The 19,982-nt window shown below is 35.7% G+C and carries 25 protein-coding genes and 1 tRNA gene; 15 read left to right on the top strand and 11 right to left on the bottom strand.

The window, feature by feature from the left end; translation table 11 throughout:
* The first annotated feature begins 22 nt into the window (after positions 1-22).
* Positions 23-99: transfer RNA gene (locus AACL31_RS18495), tRNA-Pro, on the top strand.
* A 547-nt stretch (positions 100-646) separates the two neighbouring features.
* On the opposite strand, the gene AACL31_RS18490 is transcribed toward AACL31_RS18495, so the two are convergent.
* The gene (locus AACL31_RS18490) at positions 647-781 is read right to left on the bottom strand and encodes a hypothetical protein (RefSeq protein WP_310512514.1); all 135 of its coding nucleotides are present in this window, start codon (positions 779-781) and stop codon (positions 647-649) included.
* A 351-nt stretch (positions 782-1,132) separates the two neighbouring features.
* On the opposite strand from AACL31_RS18490, the gene AACL31_RS18485 reads away from it, so the two are divergent.
* From AACL31_RS18485 to AACL31_RS18460, 6 genes are all read left to right on the top strand, one after another.
* Positions 1,133-1,522 (top strand): alpha/beta fold hydrolase, encoded by a 390-nt coding sequence (locus tag AACL31_RS18485; RefSeq protein ID WP_310512513.1) that lies wholly within the window; start codon positions 1,133-1,135, stop codon positions 1,520-1,522.
* The gene (locus tag AACL31_RS18480; RefSeq protein ID WP_339053503.1) at positions 1,492-1,854 is read left to right on the top strand and encodes a hypothetical protein; all 363 of its coding nucleotides are present in this window, start codon (positions 1,492-1,494) and stop codon (positions 1,852-1,854) included. Before AACL31_RS18485 ends, AACL31_RS18480 begins: the two co-directional genes overlap by 31 nt.
* Before the next feature lie 1,084 nt (positions 1,855-2,938).
* Positions 2,939-3,157 carry a hypothetical protein gene (locus AACL31_RS18475; protein ID WP_310512511.1) on the top strand — a complete coding sequence of 73 codons (219 nt, stop codon included), beginning with the start codon at positions 2,939-2,941 and terminating at the stop codon, positions 3,155-3,157.
* 520 nt (positions 3,158-3,677) lie between these two features.
* Complete coding sequence (locus AACL31_RS18470; protein WP_310512510.1) at positions 3,678-3,863, top strand: hypothetical protein; 186 nt, start codon at positions 3,678-3,680, stop codon at positions 3,861-3,863.
* A 647-nt stretch (positions 3,864-4,510) separates the two neighbouring features.
* Positions 4,511-4,735, top strand: a complete 225-nt coding sequence (locus tag AACL31_RS18465) for a hypothetical protein (RefSeq protein WP_310512509.1) — start codon at positions 4,511-4,513, stop codon at positions 4,733-4,735.
* 710 nt (positions 4,736-5,445) lie between these two features.
* The gene (locus AACL31_RS18460) at positions 5,446-5,748 is read left to right on the top strand and encodes a transcriptional regulator (protein WP_310512508.1); all 303 of its coding nucleotides are present in this window, start codon (positions 5,446-5,448) and stop codon (positions 5,746-5,748) included.
* Between the two features lie 167 nt (positions 5,749-5,915).
* Here the strand turns inward: AACL31_RS18460 and AACL31_RS18455 are convergent, their stop codons facing one another.
* From AACL31_RS18455 to AACL31_RS18430, 6 genes are all read right to left on the bottom strand, one after another.
* A complete protein-coding gene (locus tag AACL31_RS18455) occupies positions 5,916-6,410 on the bottom strand; it encodes a hypothetical protein (RefSeq protein ID WP_310512507.1) in 495 nt (164 codons plus the stop codon).
* Positions 6,410-6,754, bottom strand: coding sequence for a M15 family metallopeptidase (locus AACL31_RS18450; protein ID WP_310512506.1), 345 nt, complete (start codon positions 6,752-6,754; stop codon positions 6,410-6,412). Before AACL31_RS18450 ends, AACL31_RS18455 begins: the two co-directional genes overlap by 1 nt.
* An 11-nt stretch (positions 6,755-6,765) precedes the next feature.
* Positions 6,766-7,035 (bottom strand): phage holin family protein, encoded by a 270-nt coding sequence (locus AACL31_RS18445; protein ID WP_310512505.1) that lies wholly within the window; start codon positions 7,033-7,035, stop codon positions 6,766-6,768.
* Positions 7,022-7,411: a putative holin gene (locus AACL31_RS18440; protein WP_310513377.1), complete on the bottom strand. Its 390-nt coding sequence runs from the start codon at positions 7,409-7,411 to the stop codon at positions 7,022-7,024. Before AACL31_RS18440 ends, AACL31_RS18445 begins: the two co-directional genes overlap by 14 nt.
* An 86-nt stretch (positions 7,412-7,497) precedes the next feature.
* Positions 7,498-7,938: a tail fiber assembly protein gene (locus tag AACL31_RS18435; RefSeq protein ID WP_310512503.1), complete on the bottom strand. Its 441-nt coding sequence runs from the start codon at positions 7,936-7,938 to the stop codon at positions 7,498-7,500.
* Between the two features lie 14 nt (positions 7,939-7,952).
* Positions 7,953-9,563 (bottom strand): gp53-like domain-containing protein, encoded by a 1,611-nt coding sequence (locus AACL31_RS18430; protein ID WP_339053502.1) that lies wholly within the window; start codon positions 9,561-9,563, stop codon positions 7,953-7,955.
* 160 nt (positions 9,564-9,723) lie between these two features.
* Here AACL31_RS18430 and AACL31_RS18425 point away from each other — a divergent pair, with 160 nt between their 5' ends.
* From AACL31_RS18425 to AACL31_RS18405, 5 genes are all read left to right on the top strand, one after another.
* Positions 9,724-9,975, top strand: coding sequence for a hypothetical protein (locus AACL31_RS18425; protein ID WP_280548879.1), 252 nt, complete (start codon positions 9,724-9,726; stop codon positions 9,973-9,975).
* Between the two features lie 294 nt (positions 9,976-10,269).
* Positions 10,270-10,722, top strand: a complete 453-nt coding sequence (locus AACL31_RS18420; protein WP_310512500.1) for a hypothetical protein — start codon at positions 10,270-10,272, stop codon at positions 10,720-10,722.
* 69 nt (positions 10,723-10,791) lie between these two features.
* Positions 10,792-11,238 (top strand): ABC-three component system protein, encoded by a 447-nt coding sequence (locus AACL31_RS18415; protein ID WP_310512499.1) that lies wholly within the window; start codon positions 10,792-10,794, stop codon positions 11,236-11,238.
* A complete protein-coding gene (locus AACL31_RS18410; RefSeq protein ID WP_310512498.1) occupies positions 11,222-11,473 on the top strand; it encodes an ABC-three component system middle component 8 in 252 nt (83 codons plus the stop codon). The genes AACL31_RS18415 and AACL31_RS18410 overlap by 17 nt, the downstream gene beginning before the upstream one ends.
* Positions 11,460-13,256: a DUF2326 domain-containing protein gene (locus AACL31_RS18405; protein WP_310512497.1), complete on the top strand. Its 1,797-nt coding sequence runs from the start codon at positions 11,460-11,462 to the stop codon at positions 13,254-13,256. The genes AACL31_RS18410 and AACL31_RS18405 overlap by 14 nt, the downstream gene beginning before the upstream one ends.
* A gap of 49 nt (positions 13,257-13,305) precedes the next feature.
* Here the strand turns inward: AACL31_RS18405 and AACL31_RS18400 are convergent, their stop codons facing one another.
* On the bottom strand, positions 13,306-13,623 hold the full coding sequence (locus AACL31_RS18400) for a hypothetical protein (protein ID WP_310512496.1): 318 nt from the start codon (positions 13,621-13,623) through the stop codon (positions 13,306-13,308).
* Positions 13,624-13,846: 223 nt separating this feature from the next.
* On the opposite strand from AACL31_RS18400, the gene AACL31_RS18395 reads away from it, so the two are divergent.
* Entirely contained in the window at positions 13,847-14,377 is a 531-nt protein-coding gene (locus AACL31_RS18395) for a hypothetical protein (protein ID WP_310512495.1), read from the top strand.
* Here AACL31_RS18395 and AACL31_RS18390 read toward each other — a convergent pair.
* From AACL31_RS18390 to AACL31_RS18380, 3 genes are all read right to left on the bottom strand, one after another.
* Entirely contained in the window at positions 14,367-16,838 is a 2,472-nt protein-coding gene (locus AACL31_RS18390) for a hypothetical protein (protein ID WP_310512516.1), read from the bottom strand. The genes AACL31_RS18395 and AACL31_RS18390 overlap by 11 nt on opposite strands.
* A 6-nt stretch (positions 16,839-16,844) precedes the next feature.
* The gene (locus tag AACL31_RS18385; RefSeq protein ID WP_310512494.1) at positions 16,845-18,326 is read right to left on the bottom strand and encodes a hypothetical protein; all 1,482 of its coding nucleotides are present in this window, start codon (positions 18,324-18,326) and stop codon (positions 16,845-16,847) included.
* Between the two features lie 222 nt (positions 18,327-18,548).
* On the bottom strand, positions 18,549-19,139 hold the full coding sequence (locus AACL31_RS18380) for a recombinase family protein (protein ID WP_310513658.1): 591 nt from the start codon (positions 19,137-19,139) through the stop codon (positions 18,549-18,551).
* A gap of 89 nt (positions 19,140-19,228) precedes the next feature.
* Between AACL31_RS18380 and AACL31_RS18375 the strand changes: the two genes are divergently transcribed.
* Together AACL31_RS18375 and AACL31_RS21180 are read left to right on the top strand one after the other, a co-directional pair.
* Positions 19,229-19,870 carry a hypothetical protein gene (locus AACL31_RS18375; protein WP_339053501.1) on the top strand — a complete coding sequence of 214 codons (642 nt, stop codon included), beginning with the start codon at positions 19,229-19,231 and terminating at the stop codon, positions 19,868-19,870.
* The gene (locus AACL31_RS21180) at positions 19,870-19,971 is read left to right on the top strand and encodes a tail fiber assembly protein (protein WP_422389265.1); all 102 of its coding nucleotides are present in this window, start codon (positions 19,870-19,872) and stop codon (positions 19,969-19,971) included. Before AACL31_RS18375 ends, AACL31_RS21180 begins: the two co-directional genes overlap by 1 nt.
* Positions 19,972-19,982 lie beyond the last annotated feature (11 nt).

Raw genomic sequence — 19,982 nt, 5'->3', positions numbered from 1 at the left:
CGGTAGTATAGCGAGCCTATATCGGCATGTAGCGCAGCCTGGTAGCGCACCGTCATGGGGTGTCGGGGGTCGGAGGTTCAAATCCTCTCATGCCGACCAAGATTTACTAAGAAAACCAATCAGTTATGATTGGTTTTTTTGTGCCTGAAATTCACCGATGGTAAAATTGGAGTAAGATGATCGATAATTATTGGTGGTTTTCTGTTCTTTCATTGGTCTATCGCATCAAAGACTTCATATAAATCAATTTTCAAAATTTATAATTAAATAAAATAGCCTTTAAATTAATACCGCTTAATTTGAGAATAAAATGAAAAAGATAACATTTTTCCTTGTGGGGGCTTCTTTGTTTTCTTATTCAGCTAATCAAAAACTGATATAAGGGAAATTACCAAAGCTGACGTGACCACTTGTTATGTCCACGTTACCTATTTTTCTTCAGTGTTCAATTAAATTGTTAGTCCCTGTTGTTCATTAGTAGTATCTGGCTTTCATTTATGGAAAAGCAATTTAGACACTGAACCTGAATAGCGGAAAGAATAGCTATCAATACAGCGAAGAAGAAAAGATTACATGCTATCACAATGGCTGAACCGAAAATTACTATAAAGAAATCTGTCTGTAACTTCTTCTCGCTTCATCGCTATTAATCCTTACTTTTATTATCACTCTGTGAGTTTTTTGATGTGGATAATTCATTTTGTTCTGTTGGCCTAGCAACCTTTGCAGGCATATACTTTTGCTCTGAAACACTTTCTGTCACAACTCTTTTATCAGTCATTAATAAATCCTTTTCATTTGGCGGTGGTAACTAAAGAACCACTTCACCTGATGTGGTTAAAAGCAGGCACTAATAACCGAGTGGAGTCATCTCACAAAAATAAAAATGCTGTTTGTTAGTTAATTTTCTATGCCGTAGCACCCAGCGGTTATCTATTGTCACACTTGCCAAGGGCGTGATGATAATGCTGTTAGTTAACCCCTTTTTTATCTATAAAAAATAATTAAATAAAGTATCTTCGCCAACAAAATTTTTTTAGCATAATAGAAATATTTGCTACATCCACATAAAGAATTTTTGAATTTAAAATTATTAATCACATTCGACTTTAAGCCGTAGGAGTAATAAATTATGCAATATACTTATCTTTTAATACACGGTTCTTGGCATGATGGGCGTGCATGGAATGATGTTGCAAAAATATTACGTAATCAAGGTTTAGATGTTCATACCCCAACCATAGCAGGACATGGACCACACGCTGATTATAGAGCAAGCCACGCTGATTGTGTCGATTCTGTCGTTGAATATGTAAGACAGCACAATTTAAAAAATCTAGTTGTCTTAGGACACAGTTTTGGTGGAACTATTGTACAACGGCTAGCAGAAATAGAATCATCTCGTATAAAGCGTTTGATCTTTCATAATGCATTTGTTTTACGTGATGGAGAATCACTTTATGATATGTACCCACCTATTTTTCACGAAATATGGAAAAAAGAACCATTGATAATAAAATAATACTCCCTTTTGAGATTTTTAGAGAGTTATTTATTGGTGATGTTGAATTAGAAAAAGCAAAGGAAGTTTATGATAATTTTTGGTCCCCATGTTGTGCTGCAAGTCATTACGATAAAGTACCGCTAAAAACATTTGAATCACTATCAATTCCTCGTAGCATAATATATGCGTCAACAGATAATGCTCTTCCTGTTGGTGAATATGGCTGGCACCCTAAATTTAGCAATCGTCTGAATATTTACCGTTTTACTGAATTACCAGGAAGCCATGAAGTATTATTCAGTAATCCTCAAAAACTTACTGAATGTATAATAAACGCTAGCAGACCTTAATTTCTTTTTATTTTAATAAAAATAATTTTAAACAAGCATGGTATATAACCTATGCGGAGGATTTATTCGGAGGTTGAAATCCTCTCATGCCGACCAAGTTTTACTAATAAAACCAATTAGTTATGATTGGTTTTTTGTGCCTGAAATTTACGTGGGGTAAAATTAGGATAAAATTGACAAAAAATTCACTTTCTAGTGAATGACCAATAATTTTGATTCAGACAATCCTGCTGAGTCGTTAATAACCAGCTGATTAGTCGTTTTAATTTATGGTCTATTTTATTTGATTGCCATAAATGAATTACCACCATTGCAAGACAGAAAGAAAAAAAAGCCAGCTAAGCTGGCCAAAACACACAGGAAAAAATAATGATGTAAGACAAATATCTAAAATATAACGTCAGTCAATTGCTGCGAGAAACGAAACATAACACAAATTTGCTTAAATATTGATCTGAAAACTAATTAGTATGATATCCATCACAGCTTAATACTCTAAATTACAAAAATGTAATTGATCTGATCTAATGACAAACAATAAATAACAAATGAAAAATGGATATGGAAAATAATTTTCTGCCCTTTTCAGTAACTTGCTGGACCAGACCACTTACCTAATCGACATAAGCAAATTATTCATTTAACCATTTAGCCAACCAAACCCTCATTTCATGATTAAACAACGCTAACGCAATAAATTAGCTACTAAAAACATCATCACCCTACTAATAGCTAAATGAAAAATTATGACTGAAAAAGCTTTATAATAACGCCCTGCCAAATCTGATAGTTTTAACAACCTATTTTAATAAGCAAAACAATCCAACGTATTTTACTCAATTGCTGCTAGCTGTATCCTACTATGCAATCAGCAATAAAATTATATATGTTGTTTGCAGTATTTTATTTAATACACCAAATCATTATTAATACGGCAGAAGTTAATAAGTTGCTATAAATTTAACCGTCATGACTGGCCGGTATACAAATTAACGGCAAAAAGTATATAATACTGTTTGATGCTTAAACCATCAAACAAGTAATCAATTAACTGATAAACAGTCTGTGTTCATAGGTGGTTATTATGTCAACATTACAGAATTGGATTGCCAGATACTTTCCGAGTGATCATCAAAAAATGAGCAAAAGACAAAATGATAAAATTTCCGCATTTGTACGTGTTGACAAAAGCGGTGCCGCTTATATCCCCTCTAATGAAATTGCCGCATTACCCGAAGTAAAAGAAATGCAAAAGATGGCTAGCTTGATTGTAAAACAGAAAAAAACCAGTACAAGGAAATAGCTTGTTAGCATTACTACTTATTCCCATTTTAGTTAGCGGCTATATTATGATAGTCCTAAATCCCTACCACTACTTTAGATTACATAGGCACGATGGACAGCTTTTATACTTAAAAGTAGCTACTTATGGTACTTTTTGCTTTTTTGCACTACGATAATTGGCGTATTAATCAAATTCTTGTTGCCAAACTTTCATCTGATAGATTTGATTGCAAAAAATTTTACCCTTACTGGTGATAAAAAAAATGATCATATCTATGCATTGTTAACATTATTATCAGTCACATCAATTTTATTTTCATGGATATACGTTTTTTTTGTTTGGGTAAAAAACTATATACTTGGCTATTTTTACAGTAAAAAACATTTAGCGACTTACAATAATATATGCCAAGCTAAAAATGCGCGAGTACTGAGAAAAACATTATCGAATGGTACTATTGACTGCATGTTACTTGATGCCCTTGAGTCAACACCTAAGCGTCCAGTATTAATAAACCTCTCTTCAAAAAAGGTTTATATTGGCATTATCAGCGGATACGATGTTATTAGAATTTACAAATGTATATCCTAGCAAGATAAAAGATTTAAATATTGTTGTTTCTACTGACGAAATATCTCATATCTCTTGGTTTGATTTTAAACTCTATAATAGTGTCAATAATTCAGCAGCAAAAGAACAAAAAAGAAACAGCAAAACTAATTAAAAATATTAGGCTTGATGGTATCTATTTTGTCGGGTAAGCAGACTATTAAATTAATTATAAAATGAGTAGCAAAAATATAAAAAATCGTATGAATAGCTTACCTTAAGAGTAAAAATCAGTATCATAGGTTGTAATATTATAAAAAATTAACATAGGAAATACTATAAACCATCAGAATTAAAAAAATAAATTATTTTTTAAAAGTTTTTTAAAAAAATTAATTTAAATAACCTAAAATATATTTTACATCTATTTTGACATTAACAAACATAAGAATTTTTTTAATTTTATTTTTAATATAATTTAAACCAACCAAATTAGAAATATACAATTGTTTAATTATATTAATCTTTTGCCTTTATCGATAAAAATCCACATTCAATTTCTAAATTAAGCTACCGCTTCTAATACTATACTGGATATTACCATGAATTTATTTAATAATATTTATGCTGACAATATCAACTACATTAAATATAAAACTTGATTAATCTCACTCTGTAACATATTTAAATTACAAGCAAATAATCAACGCAAACTATCTTATAGATAAGAGCAATAAAATAATTTAAAATTAATCGGTATGCATAATTTATTGTTGATAGAGATATTTTGTTTATTGTTAGGTTAAAACAAAAGGAAAAAAAATGAAAAATCGCGTGAAGATTTTATCCATTATTTATCTCTCTCTTATTCAATCATATTCTTTTGCTAATGGGAGCACTAACGATAAAGTCGCGGATGAATATATATATAACCAAAATGGCCTGGTTACGGTATGTCATTATGATGACAAAATTGAAGAAAAATTATGCTTTGATGAAAATGGTATTGTCGATTATGGGGATATAAATATCAAAGCTACGCACTAAAACAAACCGTGAAATAACCACAATTAATCATAACAATATTACTTTTGAACATACCGCTATTGTGACAAGGTTAAAAATAAGAATTGTTTAATATGCTTCCTAAAATCAAATTAAAATATTAAAAAATTTCATTTACATGATTTTAAGAGATTGAGCAGCTATTTTAGACAGCAAATACTATTTTTACTAATGTGGATTAAATTGAAATCAAACCAAATGTTTCACAGGTATGTCTGTTTACTCAATAGAACAGCGGCAATAAATAGGAACTTATGCTATAGAAGCACCCCAGAAATATCCCACTTACCTAAAAGGCACTGTGGGATAAACTGAGTAGCTTTTGACTTAATTGGGGCCGGCTACCGGGGTCGGACTAAGTGACCTACGGCTTACAAGTCAGTAAGTTAAAAGATAACAAATTGATTTAATTGATATTTATCACTCACAAACAGATTATCAATGCAGATTATTGCAATCAATGTCATTTGAATGCCACTTCGTGTGGCACAAATATGTCACAAATATTTTCTATGTTCTCAAAGTAGAAAATTACCAAACATTATCTCTTTCTAGAAAGAAGTAGTCGCTAACTGAACGGGTTGCAGCCCGAACAGTCAGCTAACCCTAAACCTATCCGATAATAGGAGTAAGGCTATGAAAAAGTCTATTACCGTTATATCTGTATGTAAAGTATTAACGGGGGTAATAGCATGAGCCCCATCACTGAAGAACAACTTAAAGCCTACAAAGATATTTTCCCCGAGCTGGCGCATGATCAACTGGAAACCGCTGTGTTCTTCGCGATGGGGATATCCGAGAAGAACATAGCTTTTCTTCGATCTGTTACCTATGTCACAGTTAGGAAAACAATTGAAAGAATAAAACAGAAATATGAAGTTGATTCTATAAGCCATTTACGTTCAATTTTTCAGGCCAGAATATTCCATTTTGGCACGATGCATTGGTATAGAAATATAGATAATTCAATTAATTATGCGGATCATGCCAATTAGTATAATAGTTGATTATTTATCGTTTCTTATCACGAATTTTATTAATCCGCAATTATCAATTTTAGATAATAGGCAACGTTAAGTTGATGCGAAATAATTATCTCAGTAACAACATAATAATTATGTACACCAGGGAAACCCAAACCAGCCATTTTAGGCTGGTTTTTTTATTTATACCTACTAAATAATTGTTCTTTAGCGCCTAATTCTATAATACACAAATTGAGTAATCTTGTGTTTTCATCTGCGCGCTTAGCTTCATTCCCATACTGTTTAAGTATGCTTCGTAGTTGTTGAGAAAATTGACTGATTTGGTTTCTTTCAATTCGGCAGGAATTGGCGGTAAAGGTATCTGTGGTTTCTGTTTTTTTGGTATTGATTTGCTGCTGCAAGCTGTCAAAGTGATCAAGCACGCGGTTAAGCAAATTCTCCGTACGCTTGGCATCATCCTCTTTAGCATGATAATAATCTCCTAGTCGCTTTTGTTGTTCACTATCTGCCCGCTTACGCAGTGCAATATTTGTTGTTATATCTTTTTCATTTTGCTGATATTGTTTTATTGCTTTTGTCATCTGTTTATTAGCAAAATAAACACCGCTTAAATACCAACCGGAAATAAAAGATACAATCAACACACTGATTATAATGACGAATCTTGCCATTAACGGATCCCGTTATGTTCAAGACTGAAATGGTTACCATCTGGACGTGTTTTAAACCGCCCTCCCCAACTTCCACCAATGGACTCCCAATATTCACCCAATAACTGGTAATCATTGCTATCAGTCAGATAGTTGTTATTTTTATCAAACAGATTTAAATCAACTGCTAAACGTTGTGTATGCAAGCTATTTAAAATTCCAGTACTATTTTTAGCATTAATATTTGCCTGAGCGGGCGTTCTGTAAGCTTCACCAAACGTCAATTTGTAACCCTGGCTTTGTGCAAATTGAATTAATTTAGCGACCATTCCGGTAAATTGATTTTGTTTATCAACCAAAGACATTTAAAGCGACCTCACTTAAATAACCGCGTGACGTTGCCACGATATTTCAATAGAGCAATACAAATAATTGAATTAGCAAAAATATTTTGTAAATCAGTTTGATAGGAAGAATCGAAATAAGCCAAGACGGGTATACTGGAAGCATAAAACATCATCAGCCAAGCAAATCGGCCACCCGTCTTACAATAATTTTTACCATTACGACGGAAGGTGAAAAGGCGGATAAACATTATGCTGCAAATAATTACATTAATAAGCACTAACACTTTATCGAATGTCATCGCTACTACCCCGAGGAAGATCTACTCTGTCATAGGCTTTGATACTCAGTTTTACCGACAATAAAGAAGCCGCAAACGCTCCCATGGTATTAACACTATCAAGGTTGTAATATTCCGCTTTGACACCAATTAGCGCGGTTATAGAAATGAACATTGTCGCGAATGGACTAAAAAGAACTAAGCCAGCAACAAAGCTGGCTAAGGCTAAAATAGAACGGCGTAAGATAGTGAATTCAGTGGCTGCAGTAGTAAAATAGATCGACCCAAGTATTGAGCCCATTACAACTTCAGCAGGAAGACCAGAAAAATAACTTGCGAATGCAGCAACACTTAATGATGTTTTTATAACAGCATCTTCCTGCATGTGTAGTACCATGTTGACAAATAATCATCATGATACAACAAAAAGATAAACAATAAACCTTATAAGAGTTATTTTTATGATCAAAATAACCTATTTTATTATCTTGGTACTTCTGGCCAATCGATCTCTGGCGCTGCTGAGATATCGACCCGATTTAATAATATACGATAAGTTTTCCAGGCAACTAGTCGCTGCTCTTCTTCCTCGGTTGCTATCTGTAAATCAATCGCATCTTGTAACGGCGCAATAATTTCAGATGCATTTTGCATTAATTCAATTCTTTTATTCTCAGCCTCTGCAACTAATTCACTTTTTGTTTTAGGGGGAATATCAAGCCAAACCGGATCCCCATTTTCATTAGCGCCTATCATCTTCCCCGTTGGTGGTGTACAAAGTGCATACTCTTGATAGACGTTAAAAGGCACTTTTTTAGCTGTGTTATCCCAAGTACCAGCTGATATATATCTCTCTTTTAATGATCCAACTAGCCAACATAATTGATCTTTACAACTAAAATAATATTTTTCATTGGAGTTCATAATTGTATCTCTAATTAATATCCTATTGCGAACCACCGAGTATATGCACCTGCATATGCATTACCACCTAATGTACCCCATCTAAGATTAAAGCCAGTAATAGATAAATCATATATAGCCGATGCTTGTGGAGATATTGTTGTATTACTATTTACACATTGACTAACAGCAGAAAACACTGTACTGGGGAATCTAATTGGAAAGGTAGTACTATATACACCTTTAGGTATATTTCCCCATTGAATAATGATGCCAGTACTTGGATCTTTCATCCATCCATTGGTAGATTTGCTGGCAGTCCATTTAACAGCATTAATCTTAGAATCAATATCTTTTTTTGTATAGTTATCTTCTTGAATAGCAAATGTTCCACTTTTATCGGGAAAAAACATTGCTGCGCCAAGTCTATTGTTACGTATAAATCCACGTTTAGATGAACGTGCATATACTAAATCATAACCCTCTTTAGGATCTCCTAACCATATAACAGAGTCACCAGTAGGATGGGTAGCGTAAAATCCATAAGCGGTTATAGCTGATGGATTATTAGTCAAAGCTAAAGTACCACTAGTTCTAGGAACTTGTACTCTGTATTCCAAACCTACTCCAGTTTTTATACCATTAATATTTAAAATTGTACTACTAGGATCTAACTCAAAATCTATTTGATAATCTTGAGCAGTTGTTTTTAAAGTAAGTATAGGGTTTCCATATTCAATTTTTAACCCTCCAACAGTTACACCGCGAGCATCTACCAACTTAACAAATTTATCATCTGTTTCTGCTTTAGTATACGAATCAAGAACAATCCGCATCCAAGCACCAACTTTAATACCCCCTGTCGATTCAGGTGTTGAATTTTTAGCTACTAATTTTGGTAGTTGTCCATCCCAGCGATAATAACCGCCCTCTTTTTCATAATGTAATGCCTGATAACGAGCGGTTATCTCAAATCCTTTTTCAAATGAATCGACTAATACATAACCCAATGCGCCTGTTTCACTTGGATCGAGCAAAGTCGGATTGCCATTGGCATCAAACCCAATTTGCTTATTTTTGCGGGTTGCGATATCCGGTAGCGCGGGGATATCAATATCATTAACCCGTAAAGATCGAACATCCTTATCTTTTATAGCTGATTTCATTAACCCAAAGTTAACCGCATCGTTATCACTTTTAGGTTGGCTGATGTTTGAAACCCGATAATTTTTAGCATCAAAATAGTTTGATAATATGCTTGGTCGTTTTAAAAACAGTGATAAATTACCTAATACCCGTTGAATCAACATAGTAAGATAATCAAACGCATTTTCATGGGTTTCAGCATAAAACCGCCCTTGATTGCGAAATGACACTTCTTGCTTTGCTGGTAAATCTCTGGCTATTAATAGCTTATTGCCGTTTACTAACGGTGACGTTAAGATAATTTTACCGCCTTTATCACTATTAACACCTGTTACCGTATAATCGCTATTTAATGTCAGTTTTCTTTCATTATCACCGTTGCTATCAGTAACGGTGACAACCAAGTGCTCATCACTAAACACTCTAAATTTATAATCAAACTCAGTTGTAACCCCGTTTCCGATATATTCATTCGAGCTCACCTCAGTTACTACAGTCATTATTGCTATCCTCCATCTAACTAATAAACATGATAGCCTTAATAAATCCTTTAAGGAATTATGTTTATCAAAATAGACGGAAAGATAAATAAAATATGAGAATCAGCATATTATATATGGAGATTTCTCATTAAATTTCGTGAAAAAGACAGGGGTTAAAATGTATAGGAAAATTAATTATCCAGCGCCTGAAAACTATGCAGCAAAGCTAAACACGGAAAGTGAAGTGGCAAAGTTGGCGATAAAATCCAATATTGAGAACCTACTGATAACCTTAGATAGTAACGGCTATGATGTCAGCGCTGCTTTGATTGAACTTATTGCGATGAAAAATTATATCCGTCAGAAACTAAAAACTGATGCCAAAATCAGGACGCATTTTGAATACATCATTAAAGAGTTAAACAAATAATCCATTATGGGTTAAAGCACCCAAGTGGTGCTTTTTAATCACACTAATATTTTAATTTCATTGAAAAATCTGATTAATATTAAATCATATCTATACAAAATATATGTTAGGTACATTGGATAACATTATAATCCATTATCGATATAATGAATTTGCCATAAATAAGCTATTAATGTGACAAAATACCTATACAGACCGGTGCTTTTTTCATTAACATCATCTATATTAATTTTATGATTATCAACCAATAAAAAGATCAACAATAAGTTAACATTATGGGTAATAATAAAATAAATGCGAAATTCCAAATATGCTTATGAAGATTTAAGTTGTGATCAGTTCGAAAACCTTATTGTATACTTATGCCAAGAAATATTAGGTATTGGTGTTCAAACTTTTACTAAAGGCCCTGATGGAGGTAGAGACGCAAAATTTGAGGGTACCTGCCAATATTACCCTAGTACAACTTCTCCTTGGAATGGTATAGTCATCATACAAGCGAAACATACAAATGGTTACAATAAGCATTTTTCTGAACCTGATTTTTACAGTCCTAGTAGCAAGTCAAGTATTCTTAGTAAAGAAATAATAAAAATCAAACAATTAAAAAATAAGAACCAATTAGATCACTACATGCTTTTTTCTAATAGAAGACTTCCTGCCAATGCTGATGCAAACATAAAACAATACTTATCAACTGAATGTAATATCCCAGAATCATCAATATGTCTTTGTGGTATTGAGTAATTAGAAATATGGCTGAAACGTTATCCTAATGCCGCAAAAAACGCAAACATTGACCCAATAGAATCACCATTGATAGTAAGTCCAAACGATTTATCTGACATTATATATTCCTTAGCTAAACAATTGACAAACGGGTTATCAACAAAATCAGATCCACCAACGCCTAGGATACCATATAAAGATAAAAATCTTATCAACAACATGAGCAATGAATATGCTGAAGCTATGAGAAAAAAATATTTGAAAGAGACAGCCCAAATCCGAGATTTCCTAGCTGCTCCTGAAAACCTTGAAATCCAAAACCTATATGAAAATGTAGTAGATGAATGTCAACTTAAAGTAATTGCAAAAAAGAAAGAGTTTCACTCTTTCGATGATATAATGAATCACCTTTTTGATCTTCTTATTTCTAGAGATCACGTTCTAAGAAAAAATAAGAAATTAACTAGACTTATGCTTTTTTATATGTATTGGAATTGTGATATCGGAAGTGAAAATTATGCTTCGGCCAACTAAACACTCTCATCCAGATAAAACAGTTATCAATGTAGCTTTGATTATCCTTTGTCGATTAAAAGAACAAAGAATTGAAAGTTATAGTAACTTACTGAAACATGTAAAACGAAAAATCTCAGGTGGTAATATTTTATTTCTTCCCGCACTAAATTTTTTGTTTATTGTGGGAGTCATTGAATATCGTCCTAAAACTGACTCTGTTGAATACATAGCTAACAACCATGAAATTGTCTAAAATTTACTCAAACAAGCCGGATCTTTTTAAACAAACCACTTTTAATGATGGGTTCAATATTGTTTATGGTGAAATTAGACTCCCCGAGAATAGAGAAAAAGATACTCATAATTTAGGCAAAAGCACTTTGGGAAGAGTGATAGACTTTACGCTATTATCAAGAAGAGATAAAAAGTTTTTTTTATTTAAACATTTTGATGTTTTCAGCCAATTTATTTTTTTCCTTGAAATCAAGCTTAAAGATTCAAGTTACTTGACAATTAGAAGAGATGTAAATAATCCATCAAAAATATCGTTCAAGAAACACAAAGAAAAACACCAAGACTATTCACTTTTAGTTCCTGAACTATGGGATCATTCAAACGTTCCCTTGGATAGAGCTAAGGAACTATTAGATAGTTTACTTGGCTTTCGTGTTATAAAACCATGGAATTATCGTAATTGCATTAGTTACCTAATTCGTTCTCAAGATGACTATATTGATATATTTCAATTAAGAAAATTCCGTTCTAAAGATGCCTCATGGAAACCATATCTTGCTCACATATTAGGATTTGATTCTGAGCTTATAAAAAAACATTATGAAAAAGAAGCAGAGCTAGCAGAAGTACGTACCACTGAAAAAACAGTAAAGGCTGATCTGGGTGGTTCAATTGAGGACATAAGTAAGATTGAGGGCATGTTACTATTAAAGAAAAAAGAAGCAGAAAAAAAACAAGAACTTATTGATATGTTTGACTTTCGAAAACAAGATAAAGAGAAAACTAAACTACTAGTTGATGAAATAGATGAAGAAATTGCCAAACTTAATCAAGAGCGATATTCATTAATTCAGAATAGAAAAAAAATTCTAAAATCGTTGGAAGAAGATAAAATTTTGTTTAATCCTAATGAAGCAAAAAAACTGTTCGATGAGGCAGGAATACTATTTTCAGGTCAAATTAAAAAAGATTTTGAACAACTTATACAATTCAACCAAGCAATAACAGAAGAACGATTTTTGTATTTAACTGAAGAAAAATTAGAAATAGATACAAAAGTGAAAGAGATAAATACTAATTTGAATGAACTAGGTAAACGTCGTTCAGACGCTTTATCATTTCTTAAAGATATAAATGTTTTTACTAAATATAAAACTATATCAAAAGAACTTATTTCGCTACATGCTGATATAGAATACCTTGAGAGACAAAAATCTCATTTACAAAAATTGCAAGAACTTAGAGCTAAAATCAGAGCTTTATCAGAAGAATGTAATAATTTACAGTCAAAAATAGAAGATAACGTTGAATTACAGAACTCCGATCAAAATAGCATCTTCTCTCAAATCCGTTTGTATTTTAGTGAAATAATTGAGTCTGTAATTAATAGGAAAGCGCTACTAAACGTATCTTCAAATAGTAAAGGACATATCGAGTTTAAGGCAGAAATTCTTGATGAATCAGGAAATGGTACAAGTGCCGGTTTAGGGCATACATATAGAAAGCTACTATGCGTCGCCTTTGATTTAGCGGTAACAAGAGCTTATATAAAGGATAAATTCCCGCATTTCGCTTTTCATGATGGTATTTTTGAATCTTTAGATAATAGGAAAAAAGAAAATTTATTGGCTATATTACACGACTACGTTGCGTTAGGTATCCAATCCATCATAACGCTTATTGATTCAGATCTCCCTAATAGAACTAAAAACGATCCACCAATATTTGATAACGATGAGATCGTTCTCCTACTACATGATGAAAATCAAGACGGACGTTTATTCAAAATACAACCATGGTAGCTTTTTACTCATGCAATCATCAATACAAGTAAAAACTACCTTATTCTAATTATTTCTCTAACTCTTTTATCTTGGCTTCATTCTCTAATCGTTTTCTTTTTAACCATAGTCCAATTAATGACTTATTATCTTTGGTTTTAGGTTTATCATGAGTTTTTATGATGAAAAATGCATTTAAAAAAGAGACTATAAATAAAAAAATTCCGGTTACAAATTTTTCATCATTGTAGTATTTACTCGTAAAAAAACCTGATTTAAACATAATGGCCGCACTAAAAAATATAACAGCAAAGTTTAAAACTAATAAAAATACTCTAAATTTAGACATTGATTTAATCCAATTAATAATAAACTCTATCGAATACATAGTACCCTCCCCAAAATTAGACATCACATCCTACTATTAATCGCTACTAATAAAATCTAATTACGAATTATAAAAACCATAAAACAAAAAATATAATAAAAATCATTAAGATAAATTAATTTCAATAACAATAATTAACAAACTAAACAAATTTATTTCATAAAAAACATTTGTTATGATTAGTTTCCATTATAGTATCGATAACTACATCACTGGTGAATATGTGTTTAATAGAATATCAAGTATTTTTCATCATAATAAGTTCAGTGTATCTGCTGCATTGTCAGAAAAAAACGATATAGAAAATAAAAATATTAAACTTGGAAAGCTAATTGGAGAGGGAATAGAGGGGAAAATATATATAGACGCTAATAATAAAAATTTTATATTAAAAAAATTACATACTAATGATAGACATTATATAGAATCCTGCTTTAGAGAAGAAGTGAACTGTTTTAATAAATATTATGGAGAAGGATCTGCAGCGTTAATAGAAAGTAAGGATACATTTTATATTAGGATGTATAAAGTACCAGGAGTATCACTCAGCAGCATTAATGACAACATATTTCCACCAAATGCGCAAGAACGCTTTCAGCATATGATCTGCGATTTAGGTGATAAAGGCATAATGCATGATGATTTAAATTTTAAAAATATTCTATATGACAGAGAAACCAACACATTTTATCCAATAGACTTTTCTAATCGATATGAAGAGTATCACAGTGGAGATAATGCTATCAAAAATTAGGCGTCACATCCTGCGGCCTCCACCAATAAGTTTGATTAAACTCCTTTTTAGCTCTTTTTTCCATTCTGCGCAAATAACCAGGTGAAAAGTATTCCTGAAGTTGATTGAAGATCAGGTGATCGGTAACTGCTTTTGTATACCATAAATTAGCAAATGGCATTAACCCTTTAACCATCTTTATGGTATCACTACCGGTTTGTGCTGGCTTGCCTTCAACAGCATTGACAGGTACTCCCTGTGCAAGTTTAACCATATCCTCAACCATGCCTGCCACTGGGCCTAACATCGAAGCTATTGGCCCTTGGCCATATGAGGTATGATCATCAAATAAAAAGTCACCGTATAACCCTAGTCCACCGCCCTTTAAGGCCGCTTGTAACCAGTACTTATACCAGTCCTTACCATCCATATCTCTTGGCTTTTTGCCGGAGGCGACATCATTAATTTGCATTGATAAAGCGCCTAAAAATGTTGTACTGGCTAAGAAAGCGGCTAAATAAGCCGCTCTGCCACCAGCAGAAGGTAGACTCATTGCTCTAGACCAATGACGCGCCACCATCGCAATCGGGAAAGATTTAAATAAAAATAGACTGCGGGTTAATTCACCCAGCACAGAGCCTCTTTGCAACGGGGCACCGGTTATCATACTATCTCTTGCACCAGGGGTGACGGCCGCCATATCTACTTCTTCGGTCACTATACCTAACAATTTTCTGGCCGCTTCAAACTTAACCCGTGCTGGATTGCCAAAAGAGGTTAATTTTTCATTCTGGATATACATGACACTCTCGGGAGTTAACATCGTATTATTACCATTGCCCCAATCTTCCTGTTCGGCTACTTTCCATATTGACCAGTCACGCTCAGTGATCCCTTTGTTTGTCAAAATAGCAAAATCATCACGGCTAACCTTGGCTATATGGGGATGTTTTTTTACCAAACTCCCAATACTGCCCATCATGGTGACACCGTAAGCGCGTTTATTAGCATCTGTCCAGGCACTTAAGCCACTAGCTCGCATAACCGCATTAGCTGACCAACGGGAAAATGACGGCCCCATGTTATCAGTTGCCCAGCGATTCATGCTGCCCAACAAGGTTTCCATCGCTAAGCCCGCCCGACGCGCTAAGCGTAATTCTTCTTTATTAGCCGGATTAAAAGCTGCTAATTGATTTTTTAATAATTGAGCTGCCGGCAGATGATTAACCTTAGCCGTTAGGTACATGGTGCCAACGTCGGTAAAAGAAGTCAGAAAAGCAGAGCCTAACCGGCTAGCAACCAGAATATTACGTAAATCTTGCGAAAATTTAGCGATCTTAACATTGGCAACCGGTAATGTTTTGCCAGCCACAAAGTTATATAAATTTTCCGTATTGCGCATTAGCCTATCTGTTTTTCTGGCGTTAGTAGGGTTTTGTTTCGCTTCATTACTCGACAGTTCATTCAATAAACTTTTAAAGACATGATCTGGATTGGGGCCATAAGTTTCTACTAAAGCGATATCTTTACTAATCCCATTTAGATGACCAACCATAATATCCCACAGCGCTTTTTCACCATAAAGTTTTTGATAGTCTAAATAAGCTTCTGCATTTTTAAAATGGATCTGGCGAGAGGCATTGCCCCTATTGGCTCGCATTCCTTTACCGACTATTGGCTGATCACCAATTTTGTTTAATCCACCCGTCGCAATTGTTTCATAAGCATGATGAAGAAATTCGGTTAATTCAATATCGTTTATCAGTTCGCCGTTTTCCTTAACGTATTTATTGCGATCTAATTTACCGATAATATCCGACGTCCATTTTTCTACTGTCACTTTTGCTACCCGATCCCTAGCATGCCCCTGTGGTAGGCCCCATCCTTCCAGATAACCAATATTGCCACCCGCATCATTAAAGTGATTTCGCAGTAGTGTAGTAACCTGCTGCCAGGCTTTAGCGCCCTTTTTGGCTTTAACGTTTTTTGTCTCCTGGCCCATAATTTCGTAGACAAGATCTTTAACCGCTTGCTCATTTTCAAACAAATTAAAAAACCGACCATCAACGGCTTCAAAGGCTTCTTGCAATTGACTTAGAGCATAATTAAAGGTTGCTTTGGCTCTGGTTTCCACCGACATAAAATTGCTTTTTCGATCGGCACTAAAAGCGATTGTTCGATTTAATGCTTCAAGTTTGCTGCCAGCAAAGCTATTGATATGGCTATCCAATCGCTGTCTGGCTAGAATCGTTAAGGCCACGCGTCTTTTTTTAAGCTTAGCCTCATATTGCAACTCTTCCGCCGCCAATTGCCCTGCACGTTGCAATCGTTCGGGTTCACTTAACAGCCGCCAGGAAGCTGGATCATTTCTGGCCAGATTGCGCATACTTTTAATAATCCGCTGCTCAATATTATTAATTTCAGCGGTGCTCAATGGACGTTTAGCAGCATTTTGCACGGCCTGAATACATTCAGCTCGCATAATCATTTATCTCCCAAGAAAACAGCGAATCGCAACGTCAAATAAGCTGGCATCATGTTTAGCATTCTCAACCTGACGATTAACTTCCTCATATAAATCCGTCGCTTTTACTCTTGATGTATTGCCAGCGTCATCCATAAAGTCTATTTCTAAATGCGGATGTTCTTTTATTGCCAATTCAGCCCCTTGATAATCAGCCTCAAAAGTAGTTGCTGTTTTATCACCTGTCACCAATCCTTCTGTTTTGCCCATTTCATCATTTGCTATCTGAGCTTTATCTCTGGCTTTAGGTGTCGAAATATAAGTAAAATTACTTTCTGTAGCAACATTATCAACAACCGTATCAGTGGGTTTAGATTGAGTACTAAGCTCTTCATTAATGCCCAATGCATCACGGACAGCAGAATTAACATAAGTTCTATTGAGCCTTTTGGGTAAAAATTCCGCCTCGGCTAATAGATTGCCAACGTCAACAGCACGACCTTGCGATAAGTCCTGCATCGCCTTGTTCATTGCCGCCACATGACCATTTAATGACATGGCATTAATCGGTAGCCCGATCGCGGTATCAAGTTCAATATATAATTGTTGGTTGGCGGTTAAGGCGGCATCTATCTGAGTCGTCTCAAAATCTGGTGGCTTAATATTTTCTCCACGGCTATTGATAAACCGACCAATACCCCCAAAAGCGGCACCCAACACCGCATCAATCGCGATAGCCTGTTGATCTAAAATGTCATATTGTGCTGCGATGTCATGATAGCCACCCGCTGTTAAAATTTTGCCAGCAAATCCCCGCTGAGCCATTCCCATCGCTATATTGGCACCCGAGGAAAAAACAATATCGGGTGTGGCCTTTACGATAGGTGCAGCTATGTTTCCTGCCATTCTGCCTTTTGTTAGTAGCTGTGCCGCAACGCTGTCGGACAATATCCCACCACCGCGTAAGCCCAAAGACATTGGCAAAAACATGCCACCAGTGGTAAAAATTGCATCGCTAGTGGCTTTGTCTATTGCGGTGCTTTTGTCTACACCTTCTGCTGTTAATTTTTCGTATTCAGAAAAGCCCTGTATGCCCCCAACAGATAAAGCGGCCGCGGTAGCGCCGCCGGTTATTGAGGCAGCAACTGCCTGACTACCGATATCAAACAGGCTAAACAATACCTGACCTGCCGTTCCTGTGGTGGCCGGATCAGGGGTTAAACGTCGAACTTGCTGTTCTGCCAATTTGCGTTGCTGTTTAATAAAGGCTTCAGAACTATCATTGATGGCAAACTGATCATTAACAAATTGAGCTACGGGCGAAACAACCGTATCAACTAATCCCCAAAGCACCTGATCAGGTTTAGCAACTAATCCAGTATAAAGACCTTTATAGCCGGCAGAAAAAAATGCATCAAAAAAACCAGCTTGCTGCTCAGTTGTGCTATGGATGGCATCATCTAACCGTTGATTATCAACCACCGGATCTAAACCAAAATAACTCATAATGGCACATCTCTTATTTTTTCTTGTGAGACATCGATAATGATCGGCTGCCCGTTTTTATGTCTTAAATATCCGCTTCCTTGGATGATTAAGTACTGACTATCACCATAATTTTGTAATTGAAACCTATCAGCCGATGATGCGCCGCGCGATATTTGAAGCCAAAACGTGCGATAAATGGTGGGTTACTTTTGTTTCCATCAGTGCAACGAAATTACACTGTTATTTTTCATCAGAGTCATTTTGGCCTGTTCGAGCATTCTGGTTAACTGGACAATATTTGTAGATGCTGGCCAATGACACCCCATACAGTAATGCCAGCTGTGTTCTACTATGGCCTGACTCAAGTAATTTTTTAGCCTGCTCTTGCTGCGCGGAAGATAATGAGCAAGGTCTACCCCCGATACGTCCTCTGCTTCTTGCTGCGGCTAAACCCGCTTTAGTACGCTCAACAATCAGTTCCCGCTCCATCTGTGCCAACGCACTCATCACATGGAAGAAAAAACGGCCCGCGGACGTAGAGGTATCAATGGCATCCGTCAAGCTATGAAAATGGATGCCTTCATCTTCCAGTTTGGATATTAAAGTAATCAAATGTTTAATGCTTCGACCCAGCCTGTCGAGCTTCCAGACCACCAGAGTATCCCCCGATTTCAGGCAGTTTAACGCGCGTTTTAATCCGGGTCTCTGGTCTGTTTTTCCACTGATTTTATCCTCAAAAATCTGTTCACAATTTGCACAAATCAAGGATTTTTGCTGTAAATCGGTGTTTTGGTCATTTTTTGACACCCTCATATAGCCAATTTTTGCCATTTTTAACCTTTTCTCGACCTCGGTAAGCCTTGTAATCGCTGGTTTAGGTCAAAATTTTAGCTAAACTCTCGATGTTATAAAACCTTGGTTTGTTAGAACCTCGCTTTTCTACCTTTTTTAACGGTGGTGTGTTTGCCGTTCCAGAAGGCATTACGACCGTTTATGTTTCAGGCTGTGGAGCAGGGGGCGGTGGTGGCGGTGGACTTGGCTATCTGAATGGTTATACCTCTGGCGGAGGCGGCGGTGGTGCGGGAAAAGCTGTTATACGTGAAGCTGTGAAAGTAACACCAGGTGAACAGATAACCATTACGATAGGTCGTGGTGGCAAAGGCGGTGCAGGAGGAGCGTCGAATAATTCAGGAATAAAAGGCGAAAACGGTGGCCTGACGGCGCTAGGCGATTTACTCATGTTACCCGGAGGTGATGGCGGGCCACCTGGTATAGGAGGAACAAATGGCTACGGTGGTGCCGGTTATCCCTATGGCGAGACGGCTATTGGCGGCAACCTGAATGGCATGAGCACTTTTTATATGGTAGCGGCTAGCGGCGCATCCTGCGCTTTTGGTGGGGGTGGCCCAGGTGGCCATGTCGGGTCACAAGGAGCGCACCATGCCCGACCAGCTTACGGCTATGGTGCTGGAGGGGGTGGTGGCGGTGGAACACGCATCTCTGGCACGGCTGGCGGTAACGGTGGCGATGGTGCCAATGGTTGGTTAACGATTGAGTGGTAATGAAAAAATACCGCGTGCTGCTAAACCGTGTCGATATCAGCAAAACTCTGGATCAGTTTTCGGTGATCGTTGACATGTGGCCTGAAGTACCAAAAAAGTAGTGTGATAATCT

Source organism: Arsenophonus endosymbiont of Crataerina pallida (assembly GCF_964020125.1).
In the GTDB taxonomy this organism is placed as follows: domain Bacteria; phylum Pseudomonadota; class Gammaproteobacteria; order Enterobacterales; family Enterobacteriaceae; genus Arsenophonus; species Arsenophonus nilaparvatae.
This window is presented reverse-complemented; position numbering and strand designations above follow the sequence as displayed.

Excerpts from the sequence above, each read along its gene's own strand:
- AACL31_RS18440 (WP_310513377.1), bottom strand. The coding sequence starts at position 7,411 with ATGGTACTACACATGCAGGAAGATGCTGTTATAAAAACATCATTAAGT.
- AACL31_RS18455 (WP_310512507.1), bottom strand. The coding sequence starts at position 6,410 with ATGGCAAGATTCGTCATTATAATCAGTGTGTTGATTGTATCTTTTATT.
- AACL31_RS18425 (WP_280548879.1), top strand. The coding sequence starts at position 9,724 with ATGTATAGGAAAATTAATTATCCAGCGCCTGAAAACTATGCAGCAAAG.
- AACL31_RS18405 (WP_310512497.1), top strand. The coding sequence starts at position 11,460 with ATGAAATTGTCTAAAATTTACTCAAACAAGCCGGATCTTTTTAAACAA.
- AACL31_RS18430 (WP_339053502.1), bottom strand. The coding sequence starts at position 9,563 with ATGACTGTAGTAACTGAGGTGAGCTCGAATGAATATATCGGAAACGGG.
- AACL31_RS18385 (WP_310512494.1), bottom strand. The coding sequence starts at position 18,326 with ATGAGTTATTTTGGTTTAGATCCGGTGGTTGATAATCAACGGTTAGAT.
- AACL31_RS18435 (WP_310512503.1), bottom strand. The coding sequence starts at position 7,938 with ATGAACTCCAATGAAAAATATTATTTTAGTTGTAAAGATCAATTATGT.
- AACL31_RS18400 (WP_310512496.1), bottom strand. The coding sequence starts at position 13,623 with ATGTATTCGATAGAGTTTATTATTAATTGGATTAAATCAATGTCTAAA.
- AACL31_RS18465 (WP_310512509.1), top strand. The coding sequence starts at position 4,511 with ATGAAAAATCGCGTGAAGATTTTATCCATTATTTATCTCTCTCTTATT.
- AACL31_RS18480 (WP_339053503.1), top strand. The coding sequence starts at position 1,492 with ATGGAAAAAAGAACCATTGATAATAAAATAATACTCCCTTTTGAGATT.
- AACL31_RS18450 (WP_310512506.1), bottom strand. The coding sequence starts at position 6,754 with ATGTCTTTGGTTGATAAACAAAATCAATTTACCGGAATGGTCGCTAAA.
- AACL31_RS18490 (WP_310512514.1), bottom strand. The coding sequence starts at position 781 with ATGACTGATAAAAGAGTTGTGACAGAAAGTGTTTCAGAGCAAAAGTAT.
- AACL31_RS21180 (WP_422389265.1), top strand. The coding sequence starts at position 19,870 with ATGAAAAAATACCGCGTGCTGCTAAACCGTGTCGATATCAGCAAAACT.
- AACL31_RS18460 (WP_310512508.1), top strand. The coding sequence starts at position 5,446 with ATGAGCCCCATCACTGAAGAACAACTTAAAGCCTACAAAGATATTTTC.
- AACL31_RS18485 (WP_310512513.1), top strand. The coding sequence starts at position 1,133 with ATGCAATATACTTATCTTTTAATACACGGTTCTTGGCATGATGGGCGT.
- AACL31_RS18420 (WP_310512500.1), top strand. The coding sequence starts at position 10,270 with ATGCGAAATTCCAAATATGCTTATGAAGATTTAAGTTGTGATCAGTTC.
- AACL31_RS18475 (WP_310512511.1), top strand. The coding sequence starts at position 2,939 with ATGTCAACATTACAGAATTGGATTGCCAGATACTTTCCGAGTGATCAT.
- AACL31_RS18380 (WP_310513658.1), bottom strand. The coding sequence starts at position 19,139 with ATGGCAAAAATTGGCTATATGAGGGTGTCAAAAAATGACCAAAACACC.
- AACL31_RS18390 (WP_310512516.1), bottom strand. The coding sequence starts at position 16,838 with ATGCGAGCTGAATGTATTCAGGCCGTGCAAAATGCTGCTAAACGTCCA.
- AACL31_RS18445 (WP_310512505.1), bottom strand. The coding sequence starts at position 7,035 with ATGACATTCGATAAAGTGTTAGTGCTTATTAATGTAATTATTTGCAGC.
- AACL31_RS18410 (WP_310512498.1), top strand. The coding sequence starts at position 11,222 with ATGCTTCGGCCAACTAAACACTCTCATCCAGATAAAACAGTTATCAAT.